This is a genomic window from Pseudomonas sp. S3_E10 (genome assembly GCF_054667615.1).
On the sequence record NZ_CP162743.1, the window covers coordinates 3,085,363 to 3,111,478 of the forward strand.

General features: G+C 60.1%; 23 protein-coding genes. 19 read left to right on the forward strand and 4 right to left on the reverse strand.

Features of this window, described 5'->3' with window-relative positions; genetic code table 11:
- Window positions 1-63: 63 nt before the first annotated feature.
- Window positions 64-534 carry an Lrp/AsnC family transcriptional regulator gene (locus tag AB4N98_RS13995; RefSeq protein ID WP_017530889.1) on the forward strand — a complete coding sequence of 157 codons (471 nt, stop codon included), beginning with the start codon at window positions 64-66 and terminating at the stop codon, window positions 532-534.
- 64 nt (window positions 535-598) lie between these two features.
- Here the strand turns inward: AB4N98_RS13995 and AB4N98_RS14000 are convergent, their stop codons facing one another.
- Entirely contained in the window at window positions 599-1,966 is a 1,368-nt protein-coding gene (locus tag AB4N98_RS14000) for a CYTH domain-containing protein (protein WP_017530890.1), read from the reverse strand.
- A gap of 158 nt (window positions 1,967-2,124) precedes the next feature.
- Here AB4N98_RS14000 and argE point away from each other — a divergent pair, with 158 nt between their 5' ends.
- From argE to AB4N98_RS14050, 10 genes are all read left to right on the forward strand, one after another.
- Window positions 2,125-3,273 carry an acetylornithine deacetylase gene (gene argE, locus AB4N98_RS14005; RefSeq protein WP_065879291.1) on the forward strand — a complete coding sequence of 383 codons (1,149 nt, stop codon included), beginning with the start codon at window positions 2,125-2,127 and terminating at the stop codon, window positions 3,271-3,273.
- Between the two features lie 135 nt (window positions 3,274-3,408).
- Window positions 3,409-4,710, forward strand: coding sequence for an amino-acid N-acetyltransferase (gene argA, locus AB4N98_RS14010; RefSeq protein WP_065879292.1), 1,302 nt, complete (start codon window positions 3,409-3,411; stop codon window positions 4,708-4,710).
- Window positions 4,711-5,285: 575 nt separating this feature from the next.
- Window positions 5,286-6,611, forward strand: coding sequence for an OprD family outer membrane porin (locus AB4N98_RS14015; protein WP_017530893.1), 1,326 nt, complete (start codon window positions 5,286-5,288; stop codon window positions 6,609-6,611).
- Between the two features lie 276 nt (window positions 6,612-6,887).
- A complete protein-coding gene (locus tag AB4N98_RS14020; RefSeq protein WP_003176789.1) occupies window positions 6,888-7,526 on the forward strand; it encodes a peroxiredoxin in 639 nt (212 codons plus the stop codon).
- 255 nt (window positions 7,527-7,781) lie between these two features.
- The gene (gene ssuE, locus AB4N98_RS14025) at window positions 7,782-8,375 is read left to right on the forward strand and encodes an NADPH-dependent FMN reductase (RefSeq protein ID WP_065879293.1); all 594 of its coding nucleotides are present in this window, start codon (window positions 7,782-7,784) and stop codon (window positions 8,373-8,375) included.
- Between the two features lie 93 nt (window positions 8,376-8,468).
- Window positions 8,469-9,437, forward strand: coding sequence for a sulfonate ABC transporter substrate-binding protein (locus AB4N98_RS14030; RefSeq protein ID WP_068933698.1), 969 nt, complete (start codon window positions 8,469-8,471; stop codon window positions 9,435-9,437).
- A 25-nt stretch (window positions 9,438-9,462) separates the two neighbouring features.
- Window positions 9,463-10,611, forward strand: a complete 1,149-nt coding sequence (gene ssuD, locus AB4N98_RS14035; RefSeq protein WP_017530896.1) for an FMNH2-dependent alkanesulfonate monooxygenase — start codon at window positions 9,463-9,465, stop codon at window positions 10,609-10,611.
- A 9-nt stretch (window positions 10,612-10,620) separates the two neighbouring features.
- Window positions 10,621-11,409: an aliphatic sulfonate ABC transporter permease SsuC gene (gene ssuC / locus AB4N98_RS14040; RefSeq protein ID WP_017530897.1), complete on the forward strand. Its 789-nt coding sequence runs from the start codon at window positions 10,621-10,623 to the stop codon at window positions 11,407-11,409.
- On the forward strand, window positions 11,406-12,212 hold the full coding sequence (ssuB, locus tag AB4N98_RS14045; protein ID WP_017530898.1) for an aliphatic sulfonates ABC transporter ATP-binding protein: 807 nt from the start codon (window positions 11,406-11,408) through the stop codon (window positions 12,210-12,212). Before ssuC ends, ssuB begins: the two co-directional genes overlap by 4 nt.
- Before the next feature lie 28 nt (window positions 12,213-12,240).
- Window positions 12,241-12,456, forward strand: a complete 216-nt coding sequence (locus AB4N98_RS14050) for a TOBE domain-containing protein (RefSeq protein ID WP_003176783.1) — start codon at window positions 12,241-12,243, stop codon at window positions 12,454-12,456.
- Between the two features lie 128 nt (window positions 12,457-12,584).
- On the opposite strand, the gene AB4N98_RS14055 is transcribed toward AB4N98_RS14050, so the two are convergent.
- Window positions 12,585-13,214, reverse strand: a complete 630-nt coding sequence (locus AB4N98_RS14055; protein WP_065879294.1) for a TetR/AcrR family transcriptional regulator — start codon at window positions 13,212-13,214, stop codon at window positions 12,585-12,587.
- Window positions 13,215-13,406: 192 nt separating this feature from the next.
- Window positions 13,407-14,783 carry a glutamine synthetase family protein gene (locus tag AB4N98_RS14060; protein ID WP_003176781.1) on the reverse strand — a complete coding sequence of 459 codons (1,377 nt, stop codon included), beginning with the start codon at window positions 14,781-14,783 and terminating at the stop codon, window positions 13,407-13,409.
- Between the two features lie 278 nt (window positions 14,784-15,061).
- Between AB4N98_RS14060 and AB4N98_RS14065 the strand changes: the two genes are divergently transcribed.
- From AB4N98_RS14065 to AB4N98_RS14100, 8 genes are all read left to right on the forward strand, one after another.
- A complete protein-coding gene (locus AB4N98_RS14065) occupies window positions 15,062-15,301 on the forward strand; it encodes a hypothetical protein (protein WP_080598201.1) in 240 nt (79 codons plus the stop codon).
- A 79-nt stretch (window positions 15,302-15,380) separates the two neighbouring features.
- On the forward strand, window positions 15,381-16,739 hold the full coding sequence (locus AB4N98_RS14070; protein ID WP_017530900.1) for a glutamine synthetase family protein: 1,359 nt from the start codon (window positions 15,381-15,383) through the stop codon (window positions 16,737-16,739).
- A gap of 57 nt (window positions 16,740-16,796) precedes the next feature.
- On the forward strand, window positions 16,797-18,161 hold the full coding sequence (locus AB4N98_RS14075; RefSeq protein WP_017530901.1) for an aspartate aminotransferase family protein: 1,365 nt from the start codon (window positions 16,797-16,799) through the stop codon (window positions 18,159-18,161).
- A 182-nt stretch (window positions 18,162-18,343) separates the two neighbouring features.
- Window positions 18,344-19,438, forward strand: coding sequence for a polyamine ABC transporter substrate-binding protein (locus AB4N98_RS14080; protein WP_026067502.1), 1,095 nt, complete (start codon window positions 18,344-18,346; stop codon window positions 19,436-19,438).
- Window positions 19,439-19,585: 147 nt separating this feature from the next.
- Window positions 19,586-20,680, forward strand: coding sequence for a polyamine ABC transporter substrate-binding protein (locus tag AB4N98_RS14085; RefSeq protein ID WP_017530903.1), 1,095 nt, complete (start codon window positions 19,586-19,588; stop codon window positions 20,678-20,680).
- Window positions 20,681-20,745: 65 nt separating this feature from the next.
- Window positions 20,746-21,888 (forward strand): ABC transporter ATP-binding protein, encoded by a 1,143-nt coding sequence (locus AB4N98_RS14090; RefSeq protein ID WP_003195240.1) that lies wholly within the window; start codon window positions 20,746-20,748, stop codon window positions 21,886-21,888.
- Window positions 21,885-22,805 carry an ABC transporter permease subunit gene (locus AB4N98_RS14095; RefSeq protein ID WP_017530904.1) on the forward strand — a complete coding sequence of 307 codons (921 nt, stop codon included), beginning with the start codon at window positions 21,885-21,887 and terminating at the stop codon, window positions 22,803-22,805. Before AB4N98_RS14090 ends, AB4N98_RS14095 begins: the two co-directional genes overlap by 4 nt.
- Complete coding sequence (locus AB4N98_RS14100) at window positions 22,802-23,686, forward strand: ABC transporter permease subunit (RefSeq protein ID WP_017530905.1); 885 nt, start codon at window positions 22,802-22,804, stop codon at window positions 23,684-23,686. The genes AB4N98_RS14095 and AB4N98_RS14100 overlap by 4 nt, the downstream gene beginning before the upstream one ends.
- Before the next feature lie 59 nt (window positions 23,687-23,745).
- On the opposite strand, the gene AB4N98_RS14105 is transcribed toward AB4N98_RS14100, so the two are convergent.
- Window positions 23,746-26,100: a penicillin acylase family protein gene (locus AB4N98_RS14105; protein ID WP_217855538.1), complete on the reverse strand. Its 2,355-nt coding sequence runs from the start codon at window positions 26,098-26,100 to the stop codon at window positions 23,746-23,748.
- Between the last annotated feature and the right edge of the window lie 16 nt (window positions 26,101-26,116).

Sequence of the window (26,116 nt, forward strand, 5' to 3'; positions counted from 1 at the left end):
TGAGCCTTAATTGGGTTTAATTGAGTTAATCAATTCAAGATAGTCACCATCAAAGGTATTTTTATGCACAGCGAGTTGGACGCCTACGACCGTCGCATCCTGGCCTTGCTCCAAGAGGACGCTTCGCTCTCCAGTGCGCAGATCGCCGAACAGGTCGGCCTGTCCCAGTCACCGTGCTGGCGACGTATCCAGCGGCTCAAGGAGGAGGGCGTGATTCGCGGCCAGGTCACCTTGCTGGACCGCAAGAAAATTGGCCTCAACACGCAGATTTTCGCCGAGGTCAAACTCAACGCCCACGGTCGATCCAACTTCACCGAGTTCACCGAGGCAATTCGCGGCTTTCCGGAAGTGTTGGAGTGCTATGTGCTGATGGGGGCGGTGGATTTTCTGCTGCGCATCGTGGCGTCGGACATCGAGGCGTACGAGCGGTTTTTCTTCGATAAGTTATCGATGGTGCCGGGGATCCAAGAGGTCAACTCGATTGTGGCGTTGTCCGAGATCAAATCCACCACCAGCCTGCCAATATTGCGCTGACAGGCAGGGCCTCATCGGGGCAAGCCCCCACATTTATGTAGGAGGGGCTTGCCCCGATGGGATATCACAGGCGCAGAAGGGTCTTCCAGGCACGGTTCTGATACACCGCAATCGCCTGATGCATGCGCGCATCCAGCGACTCATCGGTGATCGGCTGGTTGGCCAGTTGCACCAACTTGTTCAGCTCGCCATACAAACGGTCCAGTTCCGGGATGTCTACCACCTGACGCGCATGATGCAGCCAGGCCTGGATGCGCTCGATACGCGGCAGTTGTTCAGCCAGGTCTTCCGGTTGTTGCTGGTAGCGCGGCAGTTGCAGGGCGACGGCGTCGTCGGCCAGCAGGCGCGGCAGCCAATTGGTGATTTGCGCGGCGCCCTGGCGGTTGCCGCGCACGTTGCGCTCGGCAGTCCAACTGCGGGCGAGCAGCCAGCGCGAGGTGTTCAGTGAGAACAGGCCCCAGCGCACGTCCTGCAGCTCTTCGGCGAACTGCTCAGGCGCGGCTTTGCGGATGTCTTCGTCGTCATCACCGGCCTGTACCAGCGGGCGCCAGTCTTCCAGCAAGGCATCCAGTGCGCTGCGCAGTTCGCTGGTGGATTGGCGCGGGGCGGCCTGGCCGAGGCTGCCGATCAGGGCGCGTAATTCACCGAGGTTGTCGACCCAGTCTTGCAGCAGGCGCCAGTGGCCATTGAAACGGTATTGCTCGGCCAGGCGCTGACTGCTGCCCAACAGGTGCCACATGATCGCGGCGAAGGCGTCGTCCAATGGCATTTCAGCCTGGATCTGCGGCGCCGGCAGGCTCAGGGAGTAGCTGCCTGCGTCGTACAGGCGGTAGCCGCGCTCGGCCTTGCTGATATCGCACGGCATCAACGCCAGGGTCGCGGCCAATTCGGCGGCCAGTTCCAGCAGGGCGGCGGGTTCGCCTTCACGCAGTTCCAGCTCCAACTCGCAGATCTCTTCCTTCTGCTTGCCGACCACCACGTGGCCCAGGTCCAGGGCGGCTTCGATGACCACTTTGGTCTTGCCACGGCCCCAGGCGATTTCGGCGCGTTCGCGCACGAAGTCGGTGGTGAAGATCGGCTTGAGGGACTTTTTATCCAGCTCGGCCAGTTGCTCGGGCCAGCATTCGCCGTCGAGTTTCTTCACGTCGAGCTTGGCTTTGGGCAGGTCCCAGTTGTACTCGTTGCGTTCCGACAAACCGGCAACACTTTGGCCGCGGGTCTTGAGGGTCTGGATGATCTCGTCACCGTCCTTGCGCAAACGCAGGGCGACTTTGGCCTGGGCCAGGTCGCGCTCGGGGGTGTCGAAATACTGGTTCATCAACTCACGGCGTTCCCAGCCACTTTTGTTGCGTTTTTTCAGTAACGGGTGCTCACGCAGCGCGGCGAGTGTTTCGCGGCTGACGCGGAGTTTGATTTCGGTTTCTTTCTGCATGGCCGGAAAATCCAGGATCGGGAGCGCAGCCGGGGAAAAAGGTGGCTGCCAAGGTCGTGCAGTGTACAGGACTGAGCCCGGCAACGTGCCGCAACGGTTTATTGTGTCCAGCGGATGGTTCTATAGTGGGGCTCATCCGGGAAGTTGGGAGACCGCGCATGCCATTACCCTCCATGAAAGAGCAATTCGCCGCGCTGATTGCCGCGCCTTCGGTCAGTTGTACCCAAGCGTCTCTCGACCAGACCAACCGCCCGGTGATCGATTTGCTCGCCGGTTGGCTGGGCGATCTGGGGTTTGCCATCGACATCCAGCAGGTCAGTCCCGGCAAATTCAACCTGCTGGCAAGTTTCGGCAGTGGGCCTGGCGGCCTGGTGCTGGCGGGCCACAGCGATACGGTGCCCTATGACGCAGCCCTGTGGAAAACCGACCCGCTCAAGCTGACGGAAGTCGATGGTCGCTGGGTAGGATTGGGCAGTTGTGACATGAAGGGCTTTTTCGCCCTGGCGATTGAAGCGGTGTTGCCGTTGCTGGACCAGCCGTTCAAGCAGCCGTTGCTGATTCTCGCCACCTGCGATGAAGAAAGCTCCATGTCCGGTGCTCGGGCCTTGGCCGACGCTGGACGCCCGCTGGGCCGCGCGGCGGTGATCGGCGAACCGACCGGGCTCAAGCCGATCCGGCTGCACAAAGGTGTGATGATGGAGCGCATCGACATCCTTGGCCAAAGCGGCCATTCCTCTGACCCGAGCCTGGGCCATAGCGCCCTTGAGGCCATGCATGATGCCATCGGCGAACTGCGCGGCCTGCGCCTGGCCTGGCAACGTGAATATCGCAACCCGCAATTCAGCGTGCCGCAGCCGACCATGAACTTCGGCTGTATCCATGGTGGCGATAACCCCAATCGCATCTGCGGCCAGTGTTCCCTGGAATTCGACCTGCGGCCCTTGCCGGGCATGGACCCGCGGATGCTGCGCGCCGCCATCCGGCAGAAGCTCGAACCCCTGGCCGAGCGCCATAAGGTCAAGATCGACTATGCGCCGCTGTTCCCCGAAGTGCCGCCGTTCGAACAACCTGAAGACGCCGAACTGGTACGGGTGGCGGAACGTTTGACCGGTCATCGTGCCGAAGCAGTAGCGTTCGGGACCGAAGCGCCTTATCTTCAGCGCCTTGGTTGTGAAACCCTGGTATTGGGCCCTGGCGATATCGCTTGTGCTCACCAGCCGGGCGAGTACCTCGAAATGTCACGCTTGACGCCTACAGTGCGTCTATTGCGGGAGCTGATCGAGCATTACTGCTTGAAACCCGCATAAATTAACCCCGGTCTGTTCGTACATAAAAGGAGAGTGAGCGTGTCGCCAAGCCTGTTCCGACGATAACCATCAGCCCGCTGTGCGCTTTCACGGTTCATCCTTTTTTGGCTGCTTTTTATTACAGGCCCAGGTGTTATGCCCGAATACGTTAATTGGCTTCGTCACGCGTCCCCCTATATCAATGCCCACCGCGACTGCACCTTTGTCGTCATGTTGCCCGGCGATGGTGTGGACCATCCGAACTTCGGCAATATCGTCCACGACCTGGTGCTGCTGCACAGCCTGGGCGTGCGCCTGGTACTGGTCCATGGTTCGCGCCCACAGATCGAAGCGCGTCTTGAAGCACGCGGCCTGATCCCGACCTACCACGAAGGCATGCGCATCACCGATGCGGCGACGCTGGAGTGTGTGATCGACGCGGTCGGCCATCTGCGGATCGCTATCGAAGCGCGCTTGTCGATGGACATGGCCTCGTCGCCGATGCAAGGCTCGCGCCTGCGGGTGGCCAGCGGCAACCTGGTGACCGCGCGCCCGATCGGCGTACTCGAAGGCGTGGACTACCACCACACCGGCGAAGTACGCCGCGTCGACCGCAAGGGCATCAACCGCCTGCTGGACGAGCGCTCCATCGTGTTGTTGTCGCCCCTGGGCTATTCGCCCACCGGTGAGATTTTCAACCTGGCCTGCGAAGACGTCGCCACCCGCGCGGCCATCGACTTGGGGGCCGACAAGCTGTTGCTGTTCGGCGCCGACCTCGGCCTGATCGATGAAAACGGCCGCCTGGTGCGCGAACTGCGCCCGCAACAAGTGCCGGCCCACTTGCAACGCCTGGGCAGCAGCAACTACCAGGCCGAACTGCTCGACGCGGCGGCCGAGGCTTGCCGGGGTGGAGTAGGGCGCAGCCATATCGTCAGCTACGCCGAGGACGGCGCCCTGCTCACCGAACTGTTCACCCGTGATGGTGGCGGTACGCTGGTCGCCCAGGAGCAATTCGAACAGGTGCGCGAGGCGGCGATTGAAGATGTCGGCGGCCTGCTCGACCTGATCAGCCCGCTGGAAGAGCAGGGCATCCTGGTGCGGCGTTCACGGGAAGTGCTGGAGCGCGAGATCGAACAGTTCAGCGTGGTCGAGCGCGAAGGCATGATCATCGCCTGTGCGGCGCTGTACCAGATCGCCGATTCGGACGCGGGTGAGCTGGCATGCCTGGCGGTGAACCCGGAATACCGTCATGGCGCGCGGGGGGATGTGTTGCTGGAGCGCATCCAGGCCCGTGCGCGGGCGCAGGGGTTGAAAACTTTGTTCGTACTCACCACGCGCACCGCCCACTGGTTCCGCGAACGGGGGTTTGTGCCAAGCAGTGTGGACCGCCTGCCGTCGGCGCGTGCTTCGCTGTACAACTATCAGCGTAATTCGAAGATCTTCGAGAAAGCCTTGTAAAGCCCTCCCCTCCGACCACCGAGCAGGCTCGCGTAAGCACCGGCCTGCTCGGCGGCTCGGTCTTTCACGTTACAACTGAAATTTAAGCATTCTTGATCTCACGCCGATAACGGGATGGCGACTGTGGGTAGATTGCGGTCGGCAAAGAAATTATTAGTGACACAAAAACTGTAACAAATTGACTGGAGGATGTGCGTTTCGCCATGATGGCGTCGCCTTTTTGATCATGGGTGACGTATGTAATGGAGCGTCCACACTAATCGATCTAAAAAAGTGCTGACAAATACCCTTTAGGAATGAGCTTATGGAACGGTTGGTCTACCCTGACTGCTCCATGTCACGCAAAGGCTTATTCCCGAATCGTATGAAAAAAAATGAAATAATTCTTTTTGGGTGTATGAAAAACTCATTACCCTGCAAGGACCAAATCAACTGTGATTAGACGAAGGTAGTACACACACAAGGTTACGATTGACTTGCCAGTCACTATCCGGCGCTAATCGCGCATCTGTGGATCGAGGGCGTCAGACCCGAGACCGAAGAAATACAAAAATTAGAAATGAGAGGAGCGGTACATGAAGAAGTCCACCTTGGCTTTGGCTGTAGCTTTGGGCGCAATCGCCCAGCAAGCAGGCGCTGCCGGTTTCATCGAAGACAGCAAGGCCAGCGTCAGCTCTCGCACCTTGTATTTCGACAATGATCAGCGTGATGGCGGTGCTGACCAGCGCGAGACGGCGACAGGCCTGAAATTCAACTACCTGTCCGGCTTCACTCAGGGCGTGGTTGGTTTTGGTATCGATGCCCAGGCATTGGTGGGTTTGCACCTGGACGGCGGCCGTGGTCATCACCCAAACAGCAACTCCTTCGTTCCAAGTGATACCGATGGCTCTGCCGTCAGCAGCTGGAGCAGCGCCAGTGCCAACGTCAAGGCCCGCTTCTCCAAGACTGAAGCCCACCTGGGTGGCGCGCTTGCACCGAACCTGCCGATTCTGATCGCCAGCGACGGTCGTCTGTTGCCGCAAACCTTTGAAGGCGGCACCGTCACTTCCAAAGAAATCGACAATGTGACCTTCAATGCCGGTCAGCTCGAACACGCCACTGGTCGTGCTTCCAGCAACAGCACAGGCCTGGCCGTTAACGGCGGTACTCAGGAAAGCAACAAGTTCCGTTTTGGCGGCGCTGACTGGAAGGTCACCAAAGACCTGACCCTGCAGTACTACTACGCGAACCTGGAAGATTACTACAAGCAGCACTTCCTGGGCGCCGTGCATGTGTACCCGATCAGCGAAGGCCAGTCGTTCAAGACCGACCTGCGCTATTTCGACAGCAGCTCCGATGGCAAGAACGGTGATGCAGGCTACCGCTTCAACAACAACGGCGGCTATGCGAAGAACACCGGCGAGGTTGATAACAAAACCTGGAGCGCCATGTTCACCTACTCGTTGGGTGGCAGCGCATTCATGGTTGGTCACCAGCGCGTCAGCGACGATGGTGGTTTTGTCTGGGTAAACCAAGGCAGCGTGGTAGACGGCCGAGGTCGTAACGAAGGTGCTGGTGGCTCCAGCTTCTATCTGTTCACCGACAGCATGATCAACTCGTTCGTTCGCGCGGGTGAAAATACCACCTTCGGTCAGTACTCTTATGACTTTGCCGCACTGGGTGTTCCAGGCCTGAAAACCTCGATCGCTTACCTGCATGGCGATAACATCAAAGCTGCCAACGGTGGCAGTGATCAGTCCGAGTGGGAACGCGATATGCGTATCGACTACACCATTCAGCAAGGTGCGCTGAAAGGTTTCGGTACCACCCTGCGTCATGGTGCTTACCGCGGCAGCGGTACCGGTATCCAGGACCAGGATCAGACGCGTCTGATCTTCAACTACACCTACAGCTTCCTGTAAGTCTGGTTAAGGAAAACCTCGCGTTATCGCGAGGTTTTTCTTAATGTTGCATCAAGTCGAGCCAACCCCCGCAAGCCCTTCCTGAAACCCCTCTTTGTACAGCGTCTCAAGGCCTTCTCGAACCTTGGAGGCGATATTGCACCCCGCCCTTTCTCGCGTCCAATGAACACATTTTTAATATTCTTTTATCGTCTAGATAAATCGATATTTATTCTTTTTAAATCAGCGTCAATCCATGCACAGTGGGCTCCATAAGCACTCATCAGGAGCCACACCATGAGCCTAAGACTGGGCGATATCGCCCCCGACTTCGAACAGGATTCCAGCGCCGGCAAGATTCGTTTTCATGAATGGCTGGGCGACAGCTGGGGTGTGTTGTTTTCCCATCCGGCGGACTTCACCCCGGTGTGCACCACCGAGCTGGGCTTTACCGCCAAGCTCAAGGATGAATTCGCCAGGCGTGGCGTCAAGGCCATCGCCCTGTCGGTCGACCCGGTGGACTCGCATCACAAGTGGATCGAAGACATCAATGAGACCCAGAACACCGTCGTCAACTTCCCGATCCTGGCGGACGCCGACCGCAAGGTCTCGGACCTTTACGACCTGATCCATCCCAACGCCAGTGACACCCTCACCGTGCGTTCCCTGTTCGTGATCGACCCGAACAAAAAGATTCGCCTGACCATCACCTACCCGGCGAGTACCGGCCGTAACTTCCACGAAATCCTGCGAGTCATCGACTCGCTGCAACTGACCGACAACCACAAGGTCGCCACCCCGGCCAACTGGCAGGACGGCGATGAAGTGGTGATCGTGCCGTCGCTCAAGGACGAGGAAGAGATCAAGAAGCGCTTTCCAAAGGGTTACAGGGCAGTGAAGCCGTATCTGCGGCTTACCCCACAACCTAACCGCTGACGCGGGACCTCTGTGGGAGGGAGCAAGACCCCTCCCACAGGTTGACCGCATTTCAACACTCACATTGCAGGGGTTTTCAGGCCGTTTCGACGGCCTTTTTTTCGCCTGGCAATTGATGAGTGTCATATGCATTTTAAGAATAAACAAATGAAAAAATAAGATTTATAGATATATAAATCTGCTGATAAGGTCTGTCACATATTGGCGCCATCGCCCACCCAGCGAACCGCCGGCACTTGCTCAAGGAATTCCCGCATGTTGGTCGTCACACTCGGAGGCAGCCCCAGCCAGCGTTCCCGCTCCGGGGTCTTGCTGGAAAAAACCCGTCAATGGTTGCAAGGCAAAGGCGTTGAGGTGGTGAGTTACCAGGTACGGGACTTCCCGGCCGAAGACTTGCTGCATGCGCGCTTCGACAGCCCCAGGGTTATCGATCTGTTGCAGCAGGTGGCTAACGCCGATGGCCTGGTAATCGCCACGCCGGTGTACAAGGCCTCGTTCTCCGGCGCGCTGAAAACCCTGCTCGACCTGCTGCCCGAACGCGCCCTGGCCCACAAGGTCGTGTTGCCGATGGCTACAGGCGGCAGCATCGCCCACATGCTGGCGGTGGACTACGCCTTGAAGCCGGTGTTGTCGGCCCTCAAAGCCCAGGAGTTGCTCCACGGTATTTTTGCCGAGGACAGCCAGATCGCCTATGGCGAAGGCAGCGTGCAGGCGCAATTGGTGCCGGTGCTGGAGCAGCGTTTGCACGAAGCGCTGGAAACCCTCTACAGCGCCATGGCCCGCCGCCCGAAACCGCTGGACCCACATGTGCTCAATGAGCGTTTGTTGACTGCTCGCTGGAGCATCTGAGCCTTACCGATTTAAGAAACACTCACCTTACTCAGCCGCCAACGGCCAAGCAGGTGCAGCCAAAACCCTCATCGCATAATTGGAGAGAGCGCCATGCGCACTGTCATCTTGCGTCGTGGTCTGGTCGCACTGTTTGCTGCGGCTGTGTCCTTCGGCGCCATTGTTCAAGCCCAAGCTGCCGAGACCTTGCGGATCGGTTATCAGAAATACGGCACGTTGGTGCTGCTCAAAGCCAAGGGCACCCTGGAAAAACGCCTGGCTGCCCAAGGCGTACAGGTGCAATGGACGGAGTTTCCCGGCGGCCCGCAGTTGCTCGAGGGCTTGAACGTCGGCTCCATCGACTTTGGTGTTACCGGCGAAACCCCGCCGGTGTTCGCCCAGGCCGCCGGCGCCGACCTGCTTTACGTGGCCTACGAGCCACCGGCACCGACCAGCGAAGCGATCCTGGTGCCCAAAGACTCGACGATCAAATCGGTGGCCGAGCTCAAGGGCAAGAAAATCGTGCTCAATAAGGGCTCCAACGTGCACTACCTGCTGGTGCGTGCCCTGGAAGACGCCGGTCTGAAATACACCGACGTACACACCGTATTCCTGCCGCCCGCCGATGCCCGCGCCGCGTTCGAGCGTGGCAGCGTGGACGCCTGGGTGATCTGGGACCCGTACCAGGCCGCCGCCGAGAAACAACTGCAAGCGCGCACGCTGCGCGACGGCACCGGTATCGCCGATAACCACCAGTTTTACCTGGCGACCAAGCCGTATGCCGAGCAACACCCGCAGGTGATCAAGGCGCTGATCGAAGAAGTGCGCGCGGTGGGCGAATGGTCCAAGGCCAACCCACAGGAAGTCACCGAACAAGTCGCGCCGCTGCTTGGCCTGCCGGCTGACATCACCCTGACCTCGGTGAAGCGCCAGGGCTATGGCGCGCTGTTCCTGACCCCGGAAGTGGTTGCCGCCCAGCAGAAAATCGCCGACAGCTTTTACCAACTCAAATTGATCCCCAAGCCCTTGAGCATCAAGGACGTGATCTGGACGCCATCCGCTGCCGTGGCCAAAGCGCCGTAATCCGACTTCTTCAGGAGACAACTCCATGAGCCTCACTATTTTCTGGTTCCTGCCTACCCACGGCGACGGCCATTACCTTGGCACCGCCGAAGGCGCTCGCGCCGTCGACCACGGTTATTTGCAGCAAGTGGCCCAGGCCGCTGACCGCCTGGGTTTCGGTGGAGTGCTGATCCCCACCGGGCGTTCCTGCGAAGACTCGTGGCTGGTGGCCGCGTCGCTGATCCCGGTGACCCAGCGTTTGAAATTTCTGGTCGCCCTGCGCCCCGGGATCATTTCCCCAACGGTGGCCGCGCGTCAGGCCGCGACCCTGGATCGTTTGTCCGGTGGCCGCGCGTTGTTCAACCTGGTCACCGGTGGTGATCCGGACGAGTTGGCCGGCGATGGCTTGTTCCTCAGCCACGAAGAGCGCTACCAGGCTTCGGTCGAGTTCACGCGCATCTGGCGTCGTGTGCTGGAGGGCGAAACCGTGGATTACGATGGCGAACACATCAGCGTCAAAGGCGCCAAATTGCTTTACCCACCGATCCAGCAACCGCGCCCGCCGTTGTACTTTGGCGGTTCTTCCGAAGCCGCCCAGGACCTGGCCGCCGAGCAAGTGGAAATGGTGCTGACCTGGGGCGAGCCACCGGCCGCGGTTGCCGAGAAGATCGAACAAGTGCGGGCCAAGGCGGCCAAGCTCGGGCGTACCGTGCGCTTTGGCATTCGCCTGCATGTGATCGTGCGCGAGACCACCGACGAAGCCTGGAAAGCCGCCGACAAACTGATCTCCCATCTGGACGACGACACCATCGCCCGCGCCCAGGCCTCCCTGGCGCGCTTCGATTCGGTTGGCCAGCAACGCATGGCCGCGTTGCACGGCGGCAACCGCGACCATCTGGAAGTGAGCCCCAACCTGTGGGCCGGCGTCGGCCTGGTGCGTGGCGGTGCGGGTACGGCGCTGGTGGGTGATGGCCCGACCGTTGCGGCGCGGGTCAAGGAATACGCCGCGCTGGGCATCGACACCTTTATCTTCTCCGGTTATCCACACCTGGAAGAGTCGTATCGGGTCGCTGAGCTGCTGTTCCCGCACCTGGACATCGAGCGTCCGGAACTGCCGAAAAGCGCCGGCTATGTGAGCCCGTTCGGCGAAATGGTCGCCAACGATATCCTTCCCAAAGCGGCGTCACAGAGCTGAGGTGGCGTTATGAATTATGAAAAATTGAGCCATCGCGTGGCGCCTTGGGCGCTGCCGGTTTTATTGCTGGCGGTGTGGCAGTTGTCCGTGTCGGCGGGCTGGTTGTCGACGCGCATTCTGCCGGCCCCGAGTGCCGTGATTGAAGCCGGGGTGCATCTTGTGGCCAGCGGCGAAATCTGGACCCACCTGGCCATCAGCGGCTGGCGCGCGGGCCTGGGCTTTGTGATCGGTGGCGGCATCGGCCTGGCGCTGGGGTTTATCACTGGCTTGTCGACGTGGGGCGAGCGCCTGCTGGACAGCTCGGTGCAGATGATCCGCAACGTGCCGCACCTGGCGCTGATCCCGCTGGTGATCCTGTGGTTCGGGATCGACGAGACCGCAAAGATTTTCCTGGTGGCCCTCGGTACGTTGTTCCCGATTTACCTCAACACCTACCACGGCATCCGCAACGTCGACCCGGCGTTGGTGGAAATGTCGCGCAGCTATGGCTTGTCCGGGTTCAGCCTGTTCTGGCAAGTCATCCTGCCGGGCGCCCTGCCGTCGATCCTGGTGGGCGTGCGGTTTGCCCTGGGCTTTATGTGGTTGACGCTGATTGTGGCGGAAACCATCTCCGCCAGCTCCGGCATCGGCTACCTGGCGATGAACGCACGTGAGTTCCTGCAAACCGACGTGGTGGTGCTGGCCATCGTGATGTACGCCATTCTCGGCAAGCTGGCCGACCTGGCTGCACGTGGCCTGGAACGTGTGTGGCTGCGCTGGCACCCGGCGTATCAAGTGAATAAAGGCGGTGCGGCATGACAGCTCAACAACCTCCGCGCCTGCTTAAAGGGATCCCCCTGGCAGTGCGCAAATTGCGCAAATCATTTGGCGCACGGCACGTGCTCAAAGAGATTGACCTGCACATTCCGGCCGGCCAGTTCGTGGCCGTGGTCGGCCGCAGTGGTTGCGGCAAAAGTACCTTGCTACGCCTGCTGGCCGGCCTGGACAAAGCCAGTGGCGGCGAGCTGCTGGCCGGTTCCGCAGCGCTCGGCGAAGCAATTGAAGACACGCGGTTGATGTTCCAGGAAGCGCGTTTGTTGCCGTGGAAAAAAATCATCGACAACGTGGGCCTGGGCCTCAAGGGCGACTGGCGTCCCAAAGCGCTGCAAGCCTTGGACGCGGTCGGCCTGGCGGAGCGCGCCAATGAATGGCCGGCGGCATTGTCCGGTGGCCAGAAGCAACGCGTGGCCCTCGCGCGCGCCCTGATCCACCAACCGCGCTTGCTGTTGCTCGATGAGCCGCTGGGCGCGCTGGATGCCCTGACCCGCATCGAGATGCAGCAACTGATCGAAAACCTGTGGCGCCAGCACGGCTTCACCGTGTTGCTGGTAACCCATGACGTCAGCGAAGCCGTGGCGATTGCCGACCGGGTGATCCTGATCGAAGACGGCGAAATCGGCCTCGACCTGATCGTCGACCTGCCACGCCCACGGGCCCGTGGCTCTCATCGCCTGGCGGCGCTGGAGGCCGAAGTGCTCAACCGTGTGCTGTCGTTGCCCGGCGCTCCGCCGGAACCCGAACCTGTTTCACCGCTGCCTACGCAATTGCGTTGGGCTCAATAACTCACTTGTCCCACGAAGGAAGAACACCATGACCATTAAAGCCATCAACGTGCGTAACCAGTTCAAAGGCACCATCAAGGAAATCGTAGTCGGCGACGTGCTGTCGGAAATCGATGTGCAGACCGCCTCCGGTATCGTCACTTCGGTGATCACCACCCGCTCGGTCAAAGAGCTGGAACTGGTGATCGGCAGTGAGGTGATTGCCTTTGTGAAGTCCACTGAGGTGTCGATCGCCAAGTTGTGAGGGGTGTCGGTCTTGAGGCCGTCATCGGGAGCAAGCCCCCTCCCACATTTGAGTGCATTCCAGAGTTGAAACGCGGTCAATGTGGGAGGGGGCTTGCTCCCGATGAGGCCTACCGGTCACCGCAAGGCTCAGCGCTTGGGCAAATAGGCTGGCAGGTAGAGCCCCACATACGCATCAAACACCCGCATCCCTTCCTCCGCCATACGCGGCGTAATCTGCCCATGCTGATGCACCGAGCGCGCATACACGCGGTCGCTCAGTTCCAGCGCCAGGGCGAACACATCCACGTCGGCTGGCAACCTCGGCACTTCAAAGTGGCGGTTGAACACGGTCAGCATCAGATGTCCCAATTCCAGATCGTGCTGGCGGTCGGCCTGGGTGACTTCGGTGAGGCCATGCTGGGCCAGGATCAGCTGGCGGGCGGCGGCGTCATGTTCATAGATAGTCAGCATGCGCTGTTCGACGATACTGGACAGGTCTCGCCAAGTGTTGAGCGCGTCATGTTCGATGGGCGCCTCAATGGCCGCGCGGAAGGCCGCATGCACATCGGCCGTCAACGCCTCCAGTAACGCCGGCACGTTGGCGAAAAAGTGGTACACCGACGACGGCGGAATCTGCGCCCGTTCGGCCACGCTGTAGATCGACAAACTGTCCACGCCTTCGGCGGCCAGCAAGGTGCGGGCGGCATCGAGGATTGCGTCGATACGTGCCTGGCTGCGGGCGCGGGGTTTGCGAGTGGCGGCGGGGCGGGTGGTCATGGAAGTCTCCTACAAGGCAGCGGGCATTGTATGAGCAGGGAGATTTAACTGCATTCACAAATCAAAGTGTGGGAGGGGCGGTGCGACGATTCGACTTGCTGCCGATGAGGCCACCTCGGTATCCCAAAAGAAACCCATAAAAAAACGCCACTGACCAAAGTCAGCGGCGTTCCCTTTTACTGCTTCAACCGCTTACACGGTATGCAGGTACCAGTTGTACTCAAGGTCGGAGATGGAGTGTTCGAACTCTTCCAGCTCACTTTCCTTACAGGCGACGAAGATATCGATGTATTTAGGATCGATGTACTTGGCCATGACCTCGCTGTCGTCCAACTCACGCAGGGCATCGCGCAGGTTGTTCGGCAGGCTTTGCTCGTTCTGCTCGTAGCTGTTGCCTTCCACTGGAGCGCCCGGTTCGATCTTGTTGGTCAGACCATGGTGCACGCCTGCCAGGACCGAAGCCATCAGCAGGTAAGGGTTGGCGTCGGCGCCGGCCACGCGGTGTTCGATACGTACCGCGTCGGACGAGCCGGTCGGTACGCGAATCGCTACGGTGCGGTTGTCCAGGCCCCAGCACGGCGAGTTCGGCACGTAGAACTGTGCGCCGAAACGACGGTAGGAGTTGACGTTGGGGCACAGGAACGCCATCTGGGCGGGTAGGGTCTCCAGCACACCGCCGATCGCGTGACGCAATGCGGCGTTCTGCTCGGGATCCTCGCTGGCGAAGATGTTCTTGCCGTCCTTGTCCAGGATCGAAATATGCACGTGCAGCCCGTTGCCTGCCTGGCCTGGGTAAGGCTTGGCCATGAAGGTGGTGTCCATCTCATGGTCGTAGGCGATGTTCTTGATCAGGCGCTTGAGCAGTACCGCGTAGTCGCAGGCCTTGATCGGGTCGGCCACGTGGTGCAGGTTCACTTCGAACTGCGCCGGGGCACTTTCCTTGACGATGGCGTCGGCCGGGATGCCTTGCTCCTTGGCACCTTCGAGGATGTCCTGGAGGCAGTCGACGTATTCGTCGAGGTCGTCGATCAGGTAAACCTGTGTCGAATGCGGGCGTTTGCCGGAGATCGGCGAGCGGGGCGGTTGTGGGCGGCCGTTCACGTTCTCCTGGTCGATCAGGTAGAACTCAAGCTCGAAGGCAGCGCAGATGGTCAGGCCCATGTCATCGAACTTGCTGACGACTTGGCGGAGCACTTCGCGCGGATCGGCGAAGAAAGGTTCACCTTCAAGTTCGTGCATGGTCATCAGCAGTTGCGCGGTAGGGCGCTTTTGCCAGGGCTCATTGCACAGGGTGTCGGGGATTGGATAACAGATTCGGTCAGCATCACCGATGTCCAGGCCCAGGCCGGTGCTTTCCACCGTCGAGCCGTTGATATCCAGGGCAAATAAAGAGGCAGGCAGGTTAATGCCCTTCTCGTAAACCTTGTGGAGGCTGGTGCGTTCGATGCGCTTGCCGCGCACCACACCATTCATATCCGCAATTAGAAGGTCTACGTACAGAACCTCAGGATGATCCTTAAGGAACGCGTTCGCTTCGTTAAGCTGAACGGCACGCGGGGGTACCGACATGATGCAACACCTTTGTTGTTAAAAATATCAATCATTGATCTTTTCTGGTTTCAGTCAACCCGAACGGCATGCCGAAGTCAAGCGAGGCCTTTTTTGCCCTAAAAAAGCGCTCCGCAGGCTTTTTTGGGGCTTTTTAGGGCGGTTTTTTGGGTTTGATGGGCTTGGGACTCGCGGGCTTGAGCGGGCCGTGTTGTATTTTTTACGGGGGTGTTGTGTAAAAAAATGAACAAGGCTAAGCTCGATTCAAACCCATAACAGCAATAATACCGGGGTGCTTCATGTTTCACCTGCCGCCATTCGGCGTCTCTGCCTGCTTGCGCCAGGCTTTGTCCGCAGTTCATTCATCCCGTGTGAATACCCACGCTCCGGCCAATATTCTTGACGGCCTGTCCGACCTCTTCCTTGCCCTCGCCACCGCCGATGAACGGCCCTCATCCGTTGCGCCGATCAAGATTGCGCACAACTTTGGCGTGAGGAATGCAACGCTGCAGCAAATGGCAGGTAAGCTCCTACCCTGAACGAAAAAACGACGCGGATGCTGCGTCAACCAACGCCTGGCCTTTAATGGATGCCAGGAAACCCAGCCCAGAGGCATTTATGAGTAACAACCTCGACCAGCTCACCGATTGGTTGAAAGACCACAAGATCACAGAAGTCGAATGCATGATTGGCGACCTCACCGGCATCACCCGGGGCAAGATCTCGCCGACCAACAAATTCATCGCCGAAAAGGGCATGCGCCTGCCCGAGAGCGTGCTGTTGCAGACCGTGACCGGCGACTATGTCGAAGACGACATCTATTACGAACTGCTCGACCCGGCCGACATCGACATGATCTGCCGCCCCGACCAGAACGCGGTGTTCCTGGTGCCCTGGGCCATCGAGCCGACCGCCCAGGTGATCCACGATACCTACGACAAGCAAGGCAACCCGATCGAGCTGTCGCCGCGCAACGTGCTCAAGAAAGTCCTCAAGCTCTACGCCGACAAAGGTTGGCAGCCCATCGTGGCGCCGGAGATGGAGTTCTACCTGACCAAGCGCTGCGAAGACCCGGACTTCCCGCTGCAACCGCCGATCGGCCGTTCCGGGCGCCCGGAGACGGGTCGCCAGTCCTTCTCTATTGAAGCCGCCAACGAATTCGACCCGCTCTTCGAAGACGTCTACGACTGGTGCGAACTGCAGGAGCTGGACCTCGACACCCTGATCCACGAAGACGGCACCGCGCAGATGGAAATCAACTTCCGTCACGGCGACGCGCTGTCGCTGGCCGATCAGATCCTGGTGTTCAAGCGCACCATGCGTGAAGCCGCGCTCAAGCACGACGTGGCCGCCACCTTCATGGCCAAGCCGATGACCGGCGAGCCCGGCAGCGCGATGCACCTGCACCAGAGCATCATCGACATCGCCACGGGCAAGAACGTCTTCTCCAATGAAGACGGAAGCATGAGCCAGCTGTTTCTCAACCACATTGGCGGCCTGCAGAAATTCATCCCTGAATTGCTGCCGCTGTTTGCCCCTAATGTGAACTCGTTCCGCCGCTTCCTGCCCGACACCTCGGCGCCGGTGAACGTGGAATGGGGCGAAGAAAACCGCACTGTCGGCCTGCGCGTACCGGATGCCGGCCCGCAGAACCGCCGTGTCGAGAACCGCCTGCCGGGCGCCGACGCCAACCCGTACCTGGCGATTGCCGCCAGCCTGCTGTGCGGCTACATCGGCATGGTCGAAGGCCATAACCCGAGCGCGCCGGTGGTTGGGCGTGGTTACGAGCGGCGCAACCTGCGCCTGCCGTTGACCATCGAAGACGCCCTGGAACGCATGGAAAACAGCAAGACCATCGAGAAATACCTGGGTCAGAAATTCATCACAGGCTACGTCGCGGTCAAGCGGGCCGAGCACGAAAACTTCAAGCGCGTCATCAGTTCGTGGGAGCGGGAATTCCTGCTCTTCGCCGTCTGATGCGCCGGGCGTGCGGCTCGCGCCGTGCGCCCCTCACCGAAATTTGAGGAGATTGGTATGTCCAGCAACAACCCGCAAACCCGTGAATGGCAAGCCTTGAGCAACGATCACCATCTGGCGCCGTTCAGCGACTTCAAGCAATTGAAAGAGAAAGGCCCACGGATCATCACCAAAGCCCACGGCGTGTACTTGTGGGACAGCGAAGGCAACAAGATCCTCGACGGCATGGCCGGCCTGTGGTGCGTGGCAATCGGTTACGGTCGCGATGAACTCGCCGACGCCGCCGCCAAGCAAATGAAAGAACTGCCGTATTACAACCTGTTCTTCCAGACCGCTCACCCGCCCGTGCTGGAACTGGCCAAAGCCATTTCCGATATCGCGCCCGCCGGCATGAACCACGTGTTCTTCACCGGTTCCGGCTCCGAAGGCAACGACACCATGTTGCGCATGGTTCGCCATTACTGGGCGATCAAAGGCCAACCGAACAAGAAAACCATCATCAGCCGCAAGAATGGCTACCACGGCTCCACCGTGGCCGGCGCCAGCCTGGGCGGCATGACGTATATGCATGAACAGGGCGACTTGCCGATCCCGGGCATCACCCACATCGCCCAGCCGTACTGGTTTGGCGAAGGCGGCGACATGAGCCCCGACGAGTTCGGGACCTGGGCCGCCAACCAGTTGGAAGAAAAAATCCTGGAGTTGGGCGTGGACAACGTCGGTGCCTTTATTGCCGAGCCGATCCAGGGCGCCGGTGGCGTCATCGTGCCGCCCGCCACTTACTGGCCGCGCATCAAGGAAATCCTCGCCAAGTACGACATCCTGTTCATTGCCGACGAAGTGATCTGCGGGTTCGGCCGTACCGGTGAGTGGTTCGGGAGCGATTTCTACGACCTCACGCCACACATGATGACCATCGCCAAGGGCCTTACCTCGGGTTACATCCCCATGGGCGGCCTGATCGTGCGCGACGACGTGGTCGCCGTGCTCAATGAAGGCGGTGATTTCAACCACGGCTTCACCTACTCCGGCCACCCGGTGGCGGCGGCGGTGGCCATGGAAAACATCCGCATCATGCGCGATGAAAAAATCGTCAGCCGCGTTCACGATGAAACGGCACCGTATTTGCAAAAGCGTTTGAGGGAATTGGCGGATCACCCGTTGGTGGGCGAAGTTCGCGGCGTGGGCATGCTCGGTGCAATCGAGCTGGTTCAAGACAAGGCCACCCGCAAGCGTTATGAAGGCAAGGGCGCGGGCATGATTTGCCGCACTTTCTGCTTCAACAACGGCCTGATCATGCGCGCCGTGGGTGACACCATGATCATTTCGCCGCCGCTGGTGATCAGCAAGGCCGAAATCGATGAGCTGGTGACCAAGGCGCGTACGTGCCTGGACCTGACTTTGGCGGCGTTGCAGGGCTAAGTGCTAGGCTCAGTGCGCGGTGCATTGAGCAGTTACAAATGTTGGGGGCTCTGGTTGAAAGCCGGCCCCTGAACTTGCCAGACTGTCGCCCTGTTTTGTTGCCCTCTGGAAGGGCCGCTGAACATAAAAAAACGTGGCCCAAAAAAGAAAAATTGGAGCATCACCAAATGAAGGCATTAGGTTTGAAGAACGCCGGCAAGACCCTCCTCGCCTTGTCCCTGATGGGCGCAATGGCGGGCGGCGCCCAGGCAGCCGATAAAGTGCTGCACGTCTACAACTGGTCCGACTACATCGCACCGGACACCATCGCCAACTTTGAAAAAGAGTCGGGCATTAAAGTGGTGTATGACGTCTTCGACAGCAACGAGACCCTCGAAGCCAAGTTGCTGGCAGGCAAGTCCGGCTACGACATCGTCGTACCGTCGAACAACTTCCTCGCCAAGCAGATCAAGGCCGGTGTTTACCAGGAGCTGGACAAGTCCAAGCTGTCCAACTACAGCAACCTGAACACATCCCTGCTTAAAGCCGTGTCGGTCAGCGACCCGGATAACAAGCATGCCTTCCCGTACATGTGGGGTTCGATCGGCATCGGCTACAACCCGGAGAAGGTCAAGGCCGCGCTGGGCGTGGACAAGATCGACTCCTGGGATGTGCTGATGAAGCCTGAAAACATCGCCAAGCTGAAAAGCTGCGGCGTGAGCTTCCTCGATTCGCCGACCGAAATGCTGCCGGTGGCGCTGCACTACCTGGGCCTGCCGACCGACACTCAGAAGAAGGCCGATCTGAAGCAGGCTGAAGACCTGTTCCTGAAAATCCGTCCTTCGATCGGCTACTTCCACTCCTCCAAGTACATCTCGGACCTGGCCAACGGCAACATCTGCGTGGCCGTGGGTTACTCGGGCGACATCCAGCAGGCCAAGTCCCGCGCGGCTGAAGCCGGTGGCAAGGTCAAGGTTGCCTATGACATTCCGAAGGAAGGCGCCGGTAGCTTCTTCGACATGGTCGCCATCCCTAAAGATGCCGAAAACGTCGACGCCGCCTACACGTTCCTCAACTACCTGCTCAAGCCTGAAGTGATGGCCTCCATCACCAACAGCGTGCGTTTCCCGAACGGTAACGAGAAGGCCACCGCACTGGTCGACAAAGACATCACCAGCGACCCGGGCATCTACCCACCAGCCGATGTCCAGGCCAAGCTCTACGCGATTGCTGACTTGCCGGCTGCGACCCAGCGTGAAATGACACGCAGCTGGACCAAGATCAAATCCGGTAAATAAGCCGTGCTACCTGTGGAAGGGGGCTTGCTCCCTTCCACACATAAAATGACAGAAAGTTTTGCCGGATCGGTTTATCGAGGGTAAGTTGCGCGCCGGTTTTGTTGCCGGGCAACAACTTTGGGCCCAACTATTTAAGAGGACCTCCACGTGCCAATTTCTTTATTTCGCCAAGCCATGCTGGTGGGCGCGGGTATCACGCTGGCGTTGAGCGTGCAGGCCGCACCGACGGTGCATATTTATAACTGGTCGGACTACATCGGTACCGACACCCTGGCCAACTTCGAAAAGGCCACCGGTATCAAGCCCGTGTATGACGTGTTTGATTCCAACGAAACCCTGGAAGGCAAACTGCTGGCCGGGCGTACCGGCTACGACGTGGTGGTGCCGTCCAACCACTTCCTCGGCAAGCAGATCAAGGCCGGGGCGTTCCAGAAACTCGACAAGTCATTGCTCACGAACTACGCCAACCTCGACCCGGCACTGCTCAAGCGCCTGGAAAAGAACGACCCGGGCAACCAGTACGCGGTGCCGTACCTGTGGGGCACCAATGGCATCGGCTACAACGTCGACAAAGTGAAGCAAGTGCTGGGTGTCGACAAGATCGATTCCTGGGCCGTGTTGTTCGAACCGGAAAACATGAAGAAGCTGGCCACCTGCGGCGTGTCCTTCATGGACTCGGCGGATGAAATGCTGCCGGCTGTACTCAACTACATGGGCCTGGACCCGAACAGCACCAACCCGGCGGACTACAAAAAGGCCGAGGAAAAGCTGCTGAAAGTGCGGCCCTACGTGACCTACTTCCACTCATCCAAATACATCTCGGACCTGGCCAACGGCAACATCTGCGTGGCCGCCGGGTTCTCCGGCGATGTGTTCCAGGCCAAGGCCCGTGCGGCCGAGGCGGGCAAAGGCGTGAACATCGCCTACGCGATTCCCAAAGAAGGCGGCAACCTGTGGTTTGACGTGTTGGCGATCCCCAAGGATGCCGCCAACGTCAAAGAGGCCCACGCCTTCATCAACTATTTGCTGCAACCTGAGGTGATCGCCCAGGTCAGTGATTACGTCGGTTACGCCAACCCTAACCCTGGGGCGGACAAGCTGATGGAGCAATCGATACGCACCGACGAAGCGGTTTACCCACCGCAGGCGGTTCTCGAGCGGACATTCGTCAACTTCGAGCTACCCCCGAACGTGCAGCGTTTAATGACCCGTAGCTGGACCAAGGTCAAGACGGGCAAGTAAGGCTCAAACTATCCAAGGCTGGCCCGCATTGGGCCGGCTGCACAGTTTTTTTGGGAGTTTCGTAAATGGCAGTTGCCTCCGGCGCCTATAAGAAAGCCCTCGAGGGCGACCAGACACCGAAGAAGGTGCTGGTCAAAATCGACCGGGTCACGAAGAAGTTCGACGAGACGATTGCCGTGGACGATGTGTCCCTGGAAATCAAGAAAGGCGAGATCTTCGCCTTGCTCGGCGGTTCGGGTTCGGGCAAGTCCACCTTGCTGCGCATGCTCGCAGGCTTCGAGCGCCCGACCGAAGGCCGCATCTACCTCGACGGTGTGGACATCACCGACATGCCGCCCTACGAGCGGCCGATCAACATGATGTTCCAGTCCTACGCCCTGTTCCCGCACATGACCGTGGCGCAGAACATTGCCTTCGGCCTGCAACAGGACAAGATCCCCAAGGCCGAGGTCGACGCCCGCGTGGCCGAGATGCTCAAGCTGGTGCAGATGAGCCAGTACGCCAAGCGCAAGCCGCACCAGTTGTCCGGTGGCCAGCGCCAGCGGGTTGCCCTGGCGCGCTCCCTGGCCAAACGCCCGAAGCTGCTGCTGCTCGATGAGCCGATGGGCGCACTGGACAAGAAGCTGCGTTCGCAGATGCAGCTTGAGCTTGTCGAAATCATCGAGCGCGTCGGCGTGACCTGCGTGATGGTGACCCACGACCAGGAAGAGGCCATGACCATGGCCGAACGCATCGCGATCATGCACCTGGGCTGGATCGCGCAGATCGGCAGCCCCATCGATATCTACGAAACCCCCACCAGCCGCCTGGTGTGCGAGTTCATCGGCAACGTCAACATTTTCGACACCCAGGTGGTCGACGACGCCGAAGGCCACGCGGTGCTCAAGTGCCCGGACCTGGACCGCGACATCTACGTGGGCTACGGCATCGCCACCTCGGTGGAAGACAAGTCGGTGACCTACGCCATTCGCCCGGAAAAGCTGCTGGTCACCACCGAAATGCCGACCTGCGAACACAACTGGTCCAGCGGCAAGGTGCACGACATCGCCTACCTGGGCGGCCACTCGGTGTTCTACGTAGAGCTGCCGAGCGGCAAGCTGGTGCAGTCCTTCGTCGCTAACGCCGAACGCCGTGGTCAGCGGCCGACCTGGGGTGACCAGGTCTACGTGTGGTGGGAAGACGACAGCGGCGTGGTACTGCGCTCATGAACATGAAGAAGCTCAAGCGGCGCTTGCACCGCATCGTCCCCAGCGGCAAGCAGGTGGTCATCGGGATTCCGTTCCTGTGGCTGTTCCTGTTTTTCGCCTTGCCGTTTTTCATTGTCCTGAAAATCAGCTTTGCCGAAGCCGACGTGGCGATCCCGCCGTATACCGAGATCTACACCTACGTTGAGCAAAAACTGCAGGTGGTGCTGAACCTGGCCAACTACCAGTTACTGGCGGGGGATGAGCTGTATATCTCCGCCTACCTGGGCTCGCTGAAGATGGCCTTTTTCAGCACGCTGCTGTGCCTGCTGATCGGCTATCCGATGGCCTACGCCATTGCTACCGCGCGCAAAGAAATGCAGACCGTACTGGTGCTGCTGATCATGATGCCGACCTGGACCGCCATTTTGATCCGCGTGTATGCGTGGATGGGCATCCTCAGCAACAACGGTTTGCTCAATGGTTTCCTGATGTCCATGGGGCTGATCAACGAGCCGCTGCAGATCCTCAACACCAACATCGCGGTGTATATCGGCGTGGTTTATTCATACCTGCCGTTCATGATCCTGCCGCTGTACGCCAACCTGGTGAAGCACGACCAGAGCCTGCTTGAAGCTGCATCGGACCTGGGTTCGAGCACGTTCAACAGCTTCTGGAAGATCACCGTGCCGCTGTCCAAGAACGGCATCATCGCCGGTTGCATGCTGGTGTTTATCCCGGTGGTGGGCGAGTTCGTGATCCCTGAACTGCTCGGCGGCCCGGAAACCCTGATGATCGGTAAAGTGCTGTGGCAAGAGTTCTTCAACAACCGTGACTGGCCGGTGGCGTCTGCCCTGGCGGTGGTGATGCTGGCGATCCTGATCGTGCCGATCATCCTGTTTAACCGCAGCCAAGCCAAAGAGATGGAGGGCAAGATATGAAGCGCGTCAGTTTCTCAAGCTTCATGCTGGTGGCGGGGTTGTTGTTTATCTACCTGCCGATGCTGATCCTGGTGATCTACTCGTTCAACGAATCCAAACTGGTGACGGTGTGGGGCGGTTGGTCGATCAAGTGGTACGTGGGCCTGCTGGACAACACCCAACTGATGGGCTCGGTGGCGCGCTCCCTGGAAATCGCCTGCTACACGGCGGTGGCCGCGGTGGCACTGGGTACATTGGCGGCGTTCGTGCTCACGCGCATCAGCCAGTTCAAGGGCCGCACGTTGTTCGGCGGCCTGGTGACCGCGCCGTTGGTGATGCCCGAAGTGATCACCGGTCTGTCGCTGTTGCTGCTGTTCGTGGCCATGGCGCAACTGATCGGCTGGCCCCAGGAGCGTGGCATCGTCACCATCTGGATCGCCCACACCACGTTCTGTGCGGCGTATGTGGCGGTGGTGGTGTCGGCGCGTTTGCGTGAGCTGGACCTGTCGATCGAAGAAGCGGCGATGGACCTGGGCGCGCGGCCGTGGAAGGTGTTCTTCCTGATCACTATCCCGATGATCGCGCCGTCGCTGGCCGCCGGCGGCATGATGTCGTTTGCGTTGTCCCTGGATGACCTGGTACTGGCCAGCTTCGTGTCCGGCCCGGGCTCCACTACCTTGCCGATGGAAGTGTTTTCGGCCGTGCGGCTTGGGGTTAAACCCGAGATCAACGCGGTGGCCAGCCTGATTCTGTTGGCGGTGTCGCTGGTGACCTTCCTGGTGTGGTTCTTCAGCCGTCGTGCCGAGGAACACCGCAAGAAGGCGATCCAGCAGGCGATTGAAGAAGCCGCTGCCGATGGCTGGCAGCAGCCGGACAAGCGTCGGGCGCCAGCGCCGGTCTAACTGACGGAGCAGGCGCAAACTGTGGGAGCAGGCTTGCCCTCTCCCACAGTGTTGATCCGTTATCGAACTGGCAGCAGTTTCAGCGTGCCCCGAGTATTCGCCGTGATTTCCTCTTCGGTGAAATGCGCCTGTTCGTAACCGCCTTCGATGTAGGTTTCGGCCTGGTCGCTGTAGTGGCGATCAAACGGTACACCGCTTTGTCCCACTGGGTTGATGGTCAGCGCATGGGCCGCGTCGGCGAAGTCGATCAGGCGGCGGGTCGAGGGGCCGTAGGTCACCGGCCACGGTGCGGGGCCGATCGCGGCCGATTGGTTGTTTGGCACCTCGTGGCTGCCGGGGGCCGGGAAGGGGCCGACATTGACGATCAGGTCCAAGGGCTTTTGTGAACCCAGTGGGTGGCCATGGGTAAGGGTGTGCGCCTTGCCCCATTGCCATTGGGCGGGGTCGTCGCCGAAGGTGGCCTTGAGGTGCGCGAGGCTGTTGTCCCAGGCGAGCTTGACGGCGTCGGCGCGTTTGCCGTCCCACCAGGGCGAACTCGGGTCGGCGGCCAGGCGCGGTAAGGCGGCGTCGATTGCCCGGGTGCCGAGCAAGGTCTTGAACAGGTTATCGCCCAGTTTTGGGTGGAAGGCCGCATCCGCCAGGTTGAACAGGAACTGGTTGAACAGCGTGGCGCTGATGGAGTCCAGCGGGTAATCGCCTTTCCAGGCGGCCAGTTGTTCCACCAGCTTGAGTTGCGACGGGTCCTTGACCACCTCGCGCAACACCGGCAACAGCGGCGCCAGCAAGCGCGGGCCGAAGGCGGTCGTGGTGCCCAGTTGCAAGGCTTGGCTGTTGTTTACATCCCACTTCACGCTTTTATCGCTCAACTGCGCGTTCAACTGCTGGCCCCGGTCGGCCAGGTTGTAGTAGCCGGGGATCTCCATGCCGCTGGGCGATACCGGTTGGGCATTGGCCGAAACCACATAGCCGCGCGCCGGGTTTTCTTCCTGGGGGTTGGCGCTGAAGGGGTAAAAGCCCAGCTTGTCGGCCTGGGCGGTGCTGCCGTCGAGGATAAACCCAGGGTTGGCACCGGCCGGGCGGATCGGCAGTTGCGCCGCGGCCCACCAGCCGATATCGCCCTTGGCATTGGCCCACACAATATTCAGCCCCGGCGCAGAGACCTTGGCCGCTGCGGCCCGGGCCTTGGCCAGGGTATCGGCGCGGTTGAGCTGGTAGAAACCTTCGAGGATCGGGTTCTGGGTGTCGAGGAATGCCCACCACATCGCGATTGGCGTGTTGCCGGCGTTCTCGCCGAGTACGTCATTGATGATCGGCCCATGGGGCGACTGACGCAGCGTGAGGGTGACCGGGGCCTGGCCCTTCACCGCGATCTGTTGCGCGCTGCTGGTCATGTCTACCCACTGGTCGTGGTACCAGACCTGATTGGGGTTGGCCGGGTTGACCTTTTCGGCGATCAGGTCAAGGTCGTCGTTCTGGAACATGGTCAGGCTCCAGCCGAAGTCCAGGTTGTGCCCCAGGAACGCCACCGGCACCAGCGCGTTGTGATAGCCATACAGCTCGAAGCCCGGCGCCGACAGCTGCGCTTCGTACCATACCGACGGCACTGAAAAGCGAATATGCGGGTCGCCCGCCAGCAAGGGTTTGCCGCTTTTGGTGCGGCTGCCGCTGATGGCCCAGGCATTGCTGCCTTCGAACTGCGGCAAGCCATTGTCGGCCAGGGCCTGGTCGCTCAGGGCGGCTATCGCGCCCAGGGTTTGCCAGTCACCGGCAGCCAGGTTCAGCGCGCCCTTGGGTTGCCAGCCCAGGTCGAAGACGTTCAGGTACTCGCTGCCCAACTGGTCGCGGACGTAAGTCAGCAATGGCTCGGTACGAAACGCGGCGGCAAAACTGTAGGCCAGGTAGCCGGCGACGCTGATGGTGTCTTCGGCGGTGAACCGGCGTTTGGGAATGCCCAGCACGTCGAACTCCATGGGGCTGGCGTGGCTGTCCTGATACTGGTTTATGCCGTCCAGGTAGGCTTGCAGGGCTTCCCATGCGGGGGACTCATGGTCCATGTGTTCCACGTAGCTCAAGGCGCGTTCACGAATGCGCAGGCTGCGAAACAGCTTGTCGGTTTCCAGCAGCTTGGGCCCCAGCACCTCGGCCAGTTCGCCACGGGCCAGGCGCCGCATGATCTCCATCTGGAACAACCGGTCCTGGGCGTGCACGTAGCCCAGCGCGCGATACAGGTCGGCCTCGTTCTCGGCGCGGATGTGCGGCACGCCACGGTCGTCGTAGCGCACCGTGACCGAGCCTCGCAGGTTGGCCAGCGAAACCGTGCCCTGGCGGGTGGGTTGCTTGCTGTACACGTACCAGCCGGCACCGAGGGTGATCAGCACCAGCAGCACCGCGAGAACCCGCAAGACGCGCTTCATGGACTTTCCTTACAGA